This is a genomic window from Parerythrobacter aurantius, from assembly GCF_045291475.1.
Lineage (GTDB): Bacteria > Pseudomonadota > Alphaproteobacteria > Sphingomonadales > Sphingomonadaceae > Parerythrobacter > Parerythrobacter aurantius.
The window spans coordinates 160,339-171,768 of record NZ_CP147985.1; the positions used below are offsets into that span (position 1 = coordinate 160,339).

The 11,430-nt window shown below is 65.6% G+C and carries 11 protein-coding genes; 8 read left to right on the forward strand and 3 right to left on the reverse strand.

The features are described from left to right. Positions 1-29 precede the first annotated feature (29 nt). The 4 genes from hisG (at position 30) to thiL (ending at position 3,460) form a co-directional block, all read left to right on the forward strand. Positions 30-686, forward strand: coding sequence for an ATP phosphoribosyltransferase (gene hisG, locus WAB17_RS00895; protein ID WP_435418164.1), 657 nt, complete (start codon positions 30-32; stop codon positions 684-686). Then, the gene (gene hisD / locus WAB17_RS00900; protein WP_435418165.1) at positions 686-1,978 is read left to right on the forward strand and encodes a histidinol dehydrogenase; all 1,293 of its coding nucleotides are present in this window, start codon (positions 686-688) and stop codon (positions 1,976-1,978) included. The genes hisG and hisD overlap by 1 nt, the downstream gene beginning before the upstream one ends. Beyond that, complete coding sequence (gene nusB, locus WAB17_RS00905) at positions 1,975-2,424, forward strand: transcription antitermination factor NusB (protein ID WP_435418166.1); 450 nt, start codon at positions 1,975-1,977, stop codon at positions 2,422-2,424. The genes hisD and nusB overlap by 4 nt, the downstream gene beginning before the upstream one ends. Positions 2,425-2,587: 163 nt before the next feature. Then, complete coding sequence (thiL, locus tag WAB17_RS00910; RefSeq protein ID WP_435418167.1) at positions 2,588-3,460, forward strand: thiamine-phosphate kinase; 873 nt, start codon at positions 2,588-2,590, stop codon at positions 3,458-3,460. Between the two features lie 28 nt (positions 3,461-3,488). On the opposite strand, the gene WAB17_RS00915 is transcribed toward thiL, so the two are convergent. From WAB17_RS00915 to WAB17_RS00925, 3 genes are all read right to left on the reverse strand, one after another. Beyond that, positions 3,489-4,379, reverse strand: a complete 891-nt coding sequence (locus WAB17_RS00915; protein WP_435418168.1) for a hypothetical protein — start codon at positions 4,377-4,379, stop codon at positions 3,489-3,491. Between the two features lie 292 nt (positions 4,380-4,671). Beyond that, the gene (locus WAB17_RS00920) at positions 4,672-5,652 is read right to left on the reverse strand and encodes a fatty acid desaturase (RefSeq protein ID WP_435418169.1); all 981 of its coding nucleotides are present in this window, start codon (positions 5,650-5,652) and stop codon (positions 4,672-4,674) included. Further along, positions 5,649-5,843, reverse strand: coding sequence for a hypothetical protein (locus WAB17_RS00925; RefSeq protein ID WP_435418170.1), 195 nt, complete (start codon positions 5,841-5,843; stop codon positions 5,649-5,651). Before WAB17_RS00925 ends, WAB17_RS00920 begins: the two co-directional genes overlap by 4 nt. A gap of 230 nt (positions 5,844-6,073) precedes the next feature. Between WAB17_RS00925 and WAB17_RS00930 the strand changes: the two genes are divergently transcribed. From WAB17_RS00930 to WAB17_RS00945, 4 genes are all read left to right on the forward strand, one after another. Further along, positions 6,074-8,170: a sodium-translocating pyrophosphatase gene (locus WAB17_RS00930; RefSeq protein WP_435418171.1), complete on the forward strand. Its 2,097-nt coding sequence runs from the start codon at positions 6,074-6,076 to the stop codon at positions 8,168-8,170. Between the two features lie 127 nt (positions 8,171-8,297). Further along, positions 8,298-9,443 (forward strand): GNAT family N-acetyltransferase, encoded by a 1,146-nt coding sequence (locus WAB17_RS00935; RefSeq protein WP_435418172.1) that lies wholly within the window; start codon positions 8,298-8,300, stop codon positions 9,441-9,443. A gap of 3 nt (positions 9,444-9,446) precedes the next feature. Further along, positions 9,447-10,343: a transcriptional regulator gene (locus WAB17_RS00940; protein WP_435418173.1), complete on the forward strand. Its 897-nt coding sequence runs from the start codon at positions 9,447-9,449 to the stop codon at positions 10,341-10,343. A gap of 31 nt (positions 10,344-10,374) precedes the next feature. Next, a complete protein-coding gene (locus WAB17_RS00945) occupies positions 10,375-11,301 on the forward strand; it encodes an acyl-CoA thioesterase (RefSeq protein ID WP_435418174.1) in 927 nt (308 codons plus the stop codon). Positions 11,302-11,430: the final 129 nt, after the last annotated feature.

Here is an 11,430-nt window from a genome sequence, read left to right on the forward strand (position 1 = left end):
GCCGTCCAGTGCCTAAGTGCCGCGCCGCTATGGCAAGCCAACTGACCTTCGCTGTTCCCAAGGGCCGCATCCTCGACGAGGCGCTGCCGGTAATGGCGCGTGCTGGCGTCGTGCCGGAAGACGGCTTCCACGACAAGAGCAACCGCGCGCTCAGCTTCGCCACCACGCGCGAGGACATGCGGCTTATCCGCGTGCGCGCCTTCGATGTTGCCACCTTCGTCGCCCATGGCGCGGCGCAGCTGGGCATCGTCGGGTCGGACGTGATCGAGGAATTCGACTATTCGGACCTCTACGCGCCGGTCGATCTCGATATCGGGCATTGCCGCCTGTCGGTCGCGGAGCCCGCGGGCGGTGCAGGCGAGAGCGCCAGCGCCAGCCACCTGCGCGTCGCGACGAAATACCCCAACCTGACGCGCCGCCATTTCGAGCGGCAGGGCATCCAGGCCGAATGCGTGAAGCTCAACGGCGCGATGGAACTTGCGCCCTCGCTGGGCTTGGCGGGCCGGATCGTCGACCTCGTTTCCACCGGGCAGACACTGAAGGACAACGGCTTGGTCGAAACCTCGCGCATTCTCGACATTTCGGCGCGGTTGATCGCCAATCGCGCGGCACTGAAGACCGATCCGCGCGTTGCTGCGCTGGTAGAGGCCTTTCGGGCCGACGCAGAACAACGGAAGGCCGCCTGATGCGTCGGTACCACATCAATGACGCCGATTTCGAGGAGCGCTTCACCCGCCTCGTCGAAGCGCGCCGCGAAAGCGCTGACGATGTCGGCCGAGACGTGACCGATATCCTGAACCGCGTCCGCGCCTTGGGTGACGACGCTCTGGTCGACTACACCATGCGCTTCGACAAGCACGCGCTGGGCGAGGACGGCAGCGGCTGGCAGATTGCGCCGGCGGACTGCAAGGCCGCCTATGACGCGCTCGACGTCGAGTTGCGCGATGCGCTGGAACTCGCGGCGGAACGCATCCGCGCCTATCACGAAGCGCAGCTGCCGAACGATCGCGACTATACCGATGCCGCCGGCGTGCGACTGGGCGCGAAGTGGTATCCGGTCGAGGCGGCGGGGCTCTATGTTCCCGGCGGCCGCGCGGCCTATCCCTCCTCGCTGCTGATGAACGCGATTCCGGCCAGGGTCGCGGGGGTCGAGCGGCTCGCCATCGTCACTCCGACCCCGAATGGCGAGACCAATCCGCTGGTGCTGGCCGCGGCGCATATCGCCGGGGTGGACGAGATCTGGCGCGTCGGCGGGGCGCAGGCGGTGGCCGCGCTCGCCTATGGCACCGACCGGATTGCCCGCGTCGATGTCATCACCGGCCCCGGCAATGCCTGGGTCGCCGAAGCCAAGCGGCAGCTTTACGGCGTGGTCGGCATCGACATGGTCGCGGGGCCGAGCGAAATCCTTGTCATCGCCGACGGCAGGAACGATCCCGACTGGATCGCCGCCGACCTGCTGAGCCAGGCCGAGCATGACCCCACCAGCCAGTCGATCCTGATCACCGACGATGCCGCCTTTGCCGGGCAGGTGGAGGACCGGGTCGACGTCCAGTGCTCGATGCTGGCGACGCAGAAGGTCGCCCGCGCCAGCTGGGACGCGCACGGGGCGATCATCCTGGTCGAGAACCTCGAACAGGCGATCCCGCTCGCCAACCGCCTGGCCGCCGAGCATGTCGAGCTGGCGGTGGACGATCCGGAAAGCCTGATGGCGGGCCTGCGCCATGCCGGCAGCGTGTTCCTCGGCCGCATGGTGCCAGAGGCCGTGGGCGATTACGTCGCCGGGCCCAACCACGTGCTGCCCACCGGGCGCCGCGCGCGCTTTGCCAGCGGGCTGTCGGTGCTCGATTTCATGAAGCGCACCAGCTTCATTTCCATGGACAAGGCCGGGTTCGACGCCATCGGGCCTGCCGCGGTCAAGCTGGCGCATGCCGAAGGCCTGCCCGCCCACGCCGCCTCGATAGAATTGCGACTCAAATGACCAATCGTGCCCAATCCCGTTCCGCCGCCCGCCTCGCCGCGGTGCAGGCGCTGTACCAGAAGGACATGGAAGGCACCGCGCTGACGCGGCTGCTCGACGAGTTCCACCAGCACCGCCTCGGCCGCGAGATCGAGGAAGGCGAGCAATACGCCGAGGCCGAGGTCGCCTTCTTCGACGATGTCGTGCGCGGGGTCGATGCCCGCCGCGAGGAGATCGACGCGCTGATCACCGGTAAGCTGTCCGAAGGCTGGAGCATCCGCCGGCTCGACAAGACCATGGTGCAGGTACTGCGCGCCGGCACCTACGAACTGCTCGCCCGCGCCGATGTGCCGGTGGGCAGCGTGATCAGCGAATATGTCGACGTCGCCAAGGCCTTCTTCGACGACCGCGAAGCGAAATTCGCCAACGGCGTGCTGGACGCGATTGCGAAGGAAGTGCGGGCGTAACCTCCCCCAGAACCGTCACCCCGGACTTGATCCGGGGTCCCGCTGCGTTTTGAGCGGCGGCTCGGTCAGATCAAGCGTTGCCGAAGAAAAGCGGGATCCCGGGTCAGGCCCGGGATGACGAAAGGGGTGGTGTCGCGGTGACGCGAAAGGCTAGAGCCGCCCCATGACCACCGAATTCGATCTTCTCGCCCGCCTGCGCGCGCTCGCCACCGATCCGGCGGCGCGGGGGCTCAATGACGATGCGGCGGTGCTCTCCATCGGCGGGCAGGAGCTGGTCGTCACGCATGACATGATGGTCGAGGGGATGCACTGGCTGCCCGGGCAGGACATGGCCGATGTCGCGTGGAAGCTGGTGGCGGTGAACCTGTCGGACCTCGCGGCCAAGGGCGCGCAGCCGATCGGGGTGATCCTGGGTCAGATGATGGGCGCCGACGACGACCGCTTTCTCGAAGGGCTGGCCGAGGCGCTGGAGGCCTTCGCTGTGCCCCTGCTCGGCGGGGACACCGTGGGGGACACCACCGGCCCGCGCGCGCTGGGGCTGACCGCGCTGGGCAAGGCGACCCATTCGCCGGTGCCGGGCCGCGACGGGGCGCAGCCGGGGGATTTGCTGTTTATTACCGGCCCGGTTGGCGGAGCGATGATGGGGTTCGAGGCGCTGCAGACGGGCTCCGACGCGGACAGCCTCGCCTTCCGCCGCCCGCAGCCGCTGCTTACCGCGGGGGCTGCGCTTGCCCCGCATGTGACGGCGATGATGGATGTTTCGGACGGGGTGCTGCTTGACGCCTGGCGCCTTGCCACCGCCAGCGGCGTGACCCTCGCGATCGCCAGCGAGGACATCCCCCTCACCGCCCCCGAAACCCGCCGCGCCGAGGCGCTGCGCTGGGGCGACGACTACCAGTTGTTGTTTACAGCCCCGCCCTCGGCCGAGCTACCGGTCAAGGCCACGCCCATCGGCACCGTCGAGGAAGGCGAACCGCCGCTTTTGCTGGACGGGCTCGCGGTATGGGACGCCGAGGGCTTGGGGTATCGGCATTGAGGGGTGCGGGAGGGAACCACGCGGAAGCCTACTTCTTGTCCGATCCCGAACTAGCTTCTGGGTTTGGTGCCATCCAAAGCCGCTCCTTTGGAAACGGTATTCGGTAGGAGGCTGACCACTTCCGGCCGTTAATTTCTATGGCTCCCTTTGGTCTTCTCCCAGCTAGGAAGCTCTTCAACGCGGCCAATTCCGATGATGGCAAGAAAAGGCTGTAACTTTCACCCCGCTTTACAGTGGATGGTGCAGACAGGTCGGGCCACTCTTCTTTCCATTGGATCGAGGCTTCAGGCGCATACTCGTATGGCCAGAGCATCACCTCAATCTGCGCTGGCATCCACGGTTCCGATCGCGCGGATTCGAATGTCCTTACCGTATCAAATGCTTTGGCAACCGACACCGGCAAGCGGGAGATAACTTGGTCGTCATCAAGTGAGCCGTAGACACTCAGGAACACTGACGGATTGCCATATATGAGAAGGTTGCTGTCAGGTTGGTCAGTCGCTTCAACCACCTGGTATTGCCCAGAAAGTGTGGGGGAGTTGGCTGCTAACAGAGATTTTTTGATCGAACGTGCCTCTGCTTCGGTCAAGCGTACCGAGTGGAAGCCACCTTCTGTGCGATAGATCACCTGCCCATCACTATAGAGTGCAAATCTCGGTGAGTCAGACCCAAGGACCTCTGCCCAGGGGTCGTGTTCCAAAAGAACAATCTCGGGGAAGGGTCCTTCGCCTTTCCGCATCTCTGCAAACATCTTGGGCCGCTCAAAGAAACGCACATTCTCGGGGAGCGGAGCTATTGGCGCATCTGCGTAGGTCAACTCGAATGACGGCTCTTCTGGCAGCTTGGCCCCTTCGGTTGCGTTGCATGAAGCGAACGCAAGGCTGATCAGAATAGCAGGCACTTGTTTCGCAATCTGCATCGATTGAACATGCATTAGTAGCAGTCGGAGCGCAATGAGATCGGTTGCATGCGAGCGACTTCTAGCGAAACCATTTTCCTACACGCCAACGCCCCGCTAACCTCGCGTCGGCCCTTCATCAAACTCAGGGCAGGCTCTTTCAGATCGTCGATCAGCGTCCGTCGTGCGAAGTTGTGTCAGAACTTCACTTTGCATCGCGCATATGGGCAAATTTCCTGAAGTTCTCCGCCATCGCGCGGCACGCGAATTTCGAGTGAACTTTGCGTGAACTTTGGCCCCGTTCCCCACCTCTCTAGAGCGCCGAACAGTCCACCCCGCGCTTCTCCAAAATCGGCTTGAGCGCGAAATAGGCCTGCCGCGTCCGGTGGTTGGGAATGCCCGGATACAGGTGATGGATCAGGTGGGTTTCCATGCACATCGACCAGAAATGGCCGACCCTGCTCTTGAAGATATAGGCCTGGTCATAACGGCCCGTATGCCCTTCGCGCGGGTGGTGCGGGGCCCAGCTGAGGAAGAAGCGGATCCAGCTGAGGCCGAGCTGGCGCGGCAGCCACCAACATACGGCGGCGGCGATGGCATAGCCGTTCCAAGCCATGGTGAAGAGCGTGGCCAGATAGACAAGCTGCACCATCAGCGTCTGCTTCAGCGCAGCCCGCGATTCCTCGGTATCGAGCTGCTCGCACACGGTCTTGTAGCGGTTGATCGTGCCGTCGACGCGCGGCTGGCGGTTCCACCAGGTCTTGTACCAGGCGAGCCACATATTCGGCGCCTCGTCGGTGTAGTCCGGGTCTTTTTCCGGATGGTTGCAGTGCTTGTGATGTTCCAGATGCGTCACCCGGCCCATGCTGAAGGGCACCGCGATGGGCAGCAGCGAAACCTCGCCGACCAGCTGGTTCATCCAGCGGTTCCGGTCGCCGCGCTTGGCGATATTGTCGTGCATCGCCTCGTGGCAGGTGACGTAGCCCGCCACCGTCAGGAAGGTCGAGATCGCCAGCGTCACCAGCGGGTGGACCACGCCGAACATGGTCAGCGGGAACAGCGCCAGCCAGAGGGCGAACCCGCCGAGCGCCGCCACGACATAGCCCCACATCGGCCCGCCATGGAACCGCGCGGCAATCTCGCGCTCCTCCTTCAGCAGTTCGACCCTTGCGTATTTGTCGAGCCCGTCGCCTTGCCCCAGCGGGATGGCACGTGCGTCTGTCCCGGTCGCCTCGTCCGCCGGACCGAGGTCGAAATCGAACTGCCGTTCGTCGAGGTCGGGTCGGTCGGTCATATCCACCGGCCCCGGATGGTGGCGTAAAGGCCCCACACTCCGCCGATGATCAGGCCAAGGCCGAGCCGCGACAGTCCCCCCGGCGCATCCCATTCCCAAACCGCCATGGTCTGCGCAATCAAGGGCGCAATAAAGCCGATGCCGAACAGAAACGGCATCACCAGGAATATCTTCTTAATCGCGCCCTGCATGGGCGTTTACTTATCCGTAACCATGAAACGGGGCAAGAGTCGCGCACCGCGATATGGCCGTCGCCTCGTTTCGGCACGCAACGGACAAGGCTGGGGAGGACACGCCGCAATTCGGCGGAAAGGCTTGCCTAACGCAGCCCCGCCCATTAGCCCTTCGCCGCACATGGGCCCCGTCTCGGCGGGGCCCTTGCACATAACAGACCGATTAATCCATTGAGGGGGAAGATGTCGTGAGTCTCGTACAGATCGCGATCGGACTGGGATTGCTTGCCGTTGTCTACGGCATCTTTACCAGCCGTCAGGTTCTCGGCGCGGATGCCGGGAACGCGAAGATGCAGGAAATCGCCGGTGCCATCCAGGAAGGTGCACAGGCCTATCTCAACCGCCAGTACACCACCATCGGCATCGTCGGCGTGATCGTCGCCGTGCTGGTCGGGGTGTTCCTGGGCACCGTGCCAGCCGTCGGTTTCGTCATCGGCGCCGTGCTCTCGGGCGTGGCCGGCTACATCGGGATGAACATCTCGGTCCGGTCCAACGTTCGCACCGCTCAAGCGGCGAGCAAGGGGCTGCAGGACGGCCTGACGCTGGCCTTCCGCGCCGGGGCCATCACCGGTCTGCTGGTGGCCGGCCTCGCGCTTCTCTCGATCGCCGTGTTTTACTGGTACCTGACGGGGCCCGGCGGCTACTCGGTCGGCGGTGAAGACCGTACGGTTGTCGATGGCCTCGTCGGCCTCGCCTTCGGCGCTTCGCTCATCTCGATCTTCGCCCGTCTCGGCGGCGGCATCTTCACCAAGGCAGCCGACGTCGGCGCCGACCTCGTCGGCAAAGTCGAGGCCGGGATTCCGGAGGACGACCCTCGCAACCCCGCCGTGATCGCCGACAACGTGGGCGACAACGTCGGCGACTGCGCCGGCATGGCTGCCGACCTGTTCGAAACCTATGTCGTCACCGTGGGCGCCACCATGGTGCTGACCGCGCTGCTGATGAAGGGTCTGGGCGATCTTCTGCCCAACATGATGGCACTTCCGCTGCTGATCGGCGGCGTATGCATCGTGACCTCGATCATCGGCACCTACTTCGTCCGCCTTGGTGGCGGCACGAATGTGATGGGCGCGATGTACAAGGGCTTCCTCGTCAGCGCGGTGCTCGCCCTGCCGGCGATCTGGTTCGCAACGGACTACGCCCTCGGCGGCATGGGCACCGACCTGCCGGGCACCGAGTTCAACGGCCGCGAGCTGTTCTACTGCGCCTTTGCCGGCATTCTCATCACCGGCCTGATCATCTGGATCACCGAGTACTATACCGGCACGGCCTACCGTCCGGTCCGCTCGATCGCCAAAGCCTCGGAAACGGGGCACGGCACCAACGTGATCCAGGGCCTCGCCATCAGCCTTGAATCGACCGCGCTGCCAACCATCGTCATCGTGGCCGGCATCATGATCACCTACCAGCTCGCCGGTCTGATCGGGATCGCCTATGCGGCGACCGCGATGCTGGCGCTGGCCGGTATGGTCGTGGCGCTCGACGCCTATGGCCCGGTCACCGACAACGCCGGCGGCATCGCCGAAATGGCCGGTCTAGACGACAGCGTTCGCGAGAAGACCGACCTGCTCGACGCCGTGGGTAACACCACCAAGGCGGTGACCAAGGGTTACGCGATCGGATCGGCCGGCCTTGCCGCGCTGGTGCTGTTTGCCGCCTACACCACCGACCTTCGCGAGTTCTTCCCGGGCCTGACCGTCAACTTCAGCCTCGAGAACCCCTATGTGATTGTCGGCCTGCTGCTCGGCGCGCTGCTCCCGTACCTGTTCGGTGCCATGGGCATGACCGCCGTCGGCCGCGCCGCCGGTGACGTGGTGGTCGACGTGCGCGACCAGTTCGCCAAGGATCCGGGCATCATGGCCGGCACCAGCCGTCCGAACTATGCCCGCACCGTGGACCTCGTGACCAAGGCGGCGATCAAGGAAATGATCATCCCGTCGCTGCTGCCAGTGCTCGCACCGGTGGTGGTGTACTTCGTGATCACCGCCATCGCGGGCCAGGAGAACGGCTTTGCTGCCCTCGGCGCGCTGCTGCTCGGCGTGATCGTCGGCGGGCTGTTCGTGGCGCTGTCCATGACCGCCGGCGGCGGTGCGTGGGACAATGCCAAGAAGTACATCGAAGACGGCAACCACGGCGGCAAGGGCTCGGAAGCGCACAAGGCTGCCGTGACCGGCGATACGGTGGGCGATCCCTACAAGGACACCGCCGGTCCCGCCGTGAACCCGATGATCAAGATCACCAACATCGTCGCGCTGCTGCTGCTCGCGGCGCTGGCCGGCCACTGATCGTCGGACAAAGGCACCAAGAGAGGGCGCGGGAACTTCGGTTCTCGCGCCCTTTTGCTTGCGTTAACCGCTCCTAAGCGCTTGCCCGCTAGGATCGACCCTGTCGGGAAGGGCCGAGGGTTAACGCATGACGCAGCACGACGGGGCATTGCTGGCGCAGGCGGCGCAAGCGCAACCGCGCCTGCTGGTCCAGCCCTGGCGCGCGGCGCATGTGCTCGACAACCTCTGGGACTGGGACGATCTGGCGCAGCGCGTTGCCACCCCCAATCCCTTCTTCGAACGCTGGGCCCTGTTGCCCGCACTCGAGAACTTCGCTTGCGATCATCCCGTCCGCCTCGTCACCCTCTATGACGGCGAGACGCTGGTCGGGCTGATGCCGCTGGCGATCAGCCGCCACTACTACGGGCGGGCTGTTCCGCACGTATCAGGCTGGCTGCATCACAACGCGTTCTGCGGCGCGCCGCTGGTCGCGCAGGGTTACGAGATCGCCTTCTGGTCGGCGCTGATCGAGTGGGCGGACCGGTACGGCAGGGGCGTGCCTTTCCTGCATTTGGCCAAGCTGCCGACCGACAGCGCGCTCCATACCGCCCTGCGCAGTGTCCTTGCACTGCAACAGCGGCCCGCAACGGTGGTGCAATCGATCGAGCGCGCCCTGCTCGCCTCCAGCCTGGAACCGGACGCCTATTTCGAACTGTCGATGAGCGCCAAGAAGCGCAAGGAGCTGCGCCGCCAGCACAACCGGCTATCCGAGGAAGGCGAACTGCGCTTCCATCGAAGCGAGGGCAGCGACAATATCGACGCGTGGCTCGACGCCTACCTCTTCCTCGAGAAGTCCGGCTGGAAGGGCGAACAGCGCACCTCCCTCGCCGACCGCAGCGACACCAGCGAGTTCTTCCGCGCCGCCATCGCCGGGGCCGCCCGGGCAGGGCGGCTCGAACGGCTGACGATGACGATCGACGGGCGCCCCATCGCCATGCTGGCAAATTTCCTTACTCCGCCCGGGGCCTTCAGCTTCAAGACTACCTTCGACGAGAGCTACGCCCGCTTCTCGCCCGGCGTGCTGCTCCAGCGCGAAAACCTCGCCCTGCTGGCCCGCGAAGGTATCGAATGGGCGGACTCCTGTGCCGCTGCGGATCACCCCATGATCGAGCGTATCTGGCGAGAGAAACGCACGGTAGTGAGCGTCAACATCGCGCTCGGCGGCGCGATCCGGCGCGGCACCATGCGGGTGCTGGCGCGGCTCGAGACCGGTTCCTTCCCGAAAGGCATCTGACCGATGGACCTTGTGCAGACCCCGACCAGCCACGACACCGATCGCTCGGTCGAGATCCCGCAGGACGTCTTCCCGGCGGCATCGCGCGCACTGTTCGCGGCCAACTATCCCGAGGTGCCGCACATCCTGAGCCACTCGCTGGAGCGACATGCGCTGCTGACGCTCGATGCGCTGGCCGACCTCGCCGGCCAGCTCCCGGCCACCTCGATCGAGTACAACCGCGGCGACCTTCCCATCGGTGTCGACGGCAAGCCTGGCAGCACCGGCATGAGCATCCAAGAGACCATCCTCCATATCGCCACCAGCAACAGCTGGGCGGTGCTCAAGAACATCGAGCAGGTCCCCGCCTATGATGCGCTGCTGCTGCGCCTGCTGGGCGAGCTGCGCGGCGAGATCGAGGCGAAGACCGGGACCATGCTCCGCCCGCAAGGGTTCGTCTTCATCTCCAGCCCCAATGCCGTCACGCCCTATCATTTCGACCCGGAGCACAACATCCTGCTGCAATTGAAGGGCAGCAAGGCGATGACCCAGTTCCCGGCCGGCGACCCCGCCTATGCGCCCGACGAGATCCACGAAGGCTATCACTCCGGCGGCGCGCGCGAGCTCACCTGGCGCGACGAACTGGCCGCAGGCGGCACCGAGTTCCCGCTCCGACCCGGCGAGGCGCTGTTCGTCCCTGTCATGGCCCCGCACTTCGTCCGCAACGGGCCCGACAGCTCGATCTCGCTCTCCATCACCTGGCGCAGCGACTGGAGCTTCGAGGAAGCCGACGCCCGCGGCCTGAACCGCCTGCTCCGCAAGGCCGGCCTCCGCCCCACCGCCCCCGGCCGCTGGCCCGCCGGCAACAGGGGCAAGGCCTACGCCTACCGGGCGCTGCGCAAGGCCGGTCTGGTCGGTTGACGAAACCCTGTCGCCGCCGCACAGGCGGGGCATGAGCGATACCGACCCGCCCGACATCCCGCCCGAGAAGATCGTCGGCAGCCTCGTCAGGCTGCTGACCGTCGAGAAGCACGCCGACGACCGCTTCGAGGGCAGCCCGCAGAAGGACGGCATCGGCCGCGTGTTCGGCGGGCAGGTGATCGCCCAGGCGCTGCAGGCGGCACAGGCCTCGGTAACCGACGGCAAAGAGGCCCACTCGCTCCACGCCTACTTCCTGCGCGGCGGCAAGGAAGGCCCGCCGATCGAATACCGCATCGAGCGCGACTTCGACGGGCGCAGCTTCGCCAACCGCCGGGTGGTCGCGAGCCAGCGGGACGAGGACGGCACCAGCACCCCGATCCTCAACCTCACCGCCAGCTTCCACGCGCCCGAGCCGGGCCTCGAACACGACGACGCGCCCATGCCCGACGTGCCCGACCCCGACAGCCTGAAGAGCGACATGGAGGTTCGCCGCGAGATCGCCGACAAGCTGGGCGAGCGCATGAGCGGGACCCAGCGCGCCATGATGCTGCGCCCGCGCCCGATCGAGATGCGCACCTGCGGCCGGCTCCACTGGATGAACCGCGACCCGAGCGAGCCCGCCGCGCAAAGCTGGTTTCGCACGCTTGCCCCGCTGCCCGACGATGCCGCGCTGCACCGCGCCGTGATCGCCTATGCCAGCGACTACACGTTGCTGGGCACCAGCGCCCTGCCCCACGGCCTCAGCTGGTTCCGCGGCGAGCTGGTCGGTGCCAGCCTCGACCACGCCATCTGGTTCCACCGACCCGCGCGGGCCGACGAGTGGCTGCTCTACGCCACCCAGAGCCCGTGGAGCGGCGGCGGCCGCGGCATGAACCTGGGCCGGATCTTCAACCGGCAAGGCGAGCTGGTGGCGAGCGTGGCGCAGGAGGGGATGATGCGGAAGCGGGTGAAAGCCTGAAACTGTTCTTTTTCAGAGAGTTAGCCTGAAATACTGCAGGAAATTCGCGCGGAGAACTTCAGGAAGTTTGCACAAGTGCGCATGGTAAAGTGAAGTTCTCGCCAGCCTGTGCGCGTGGGGGGATGATCG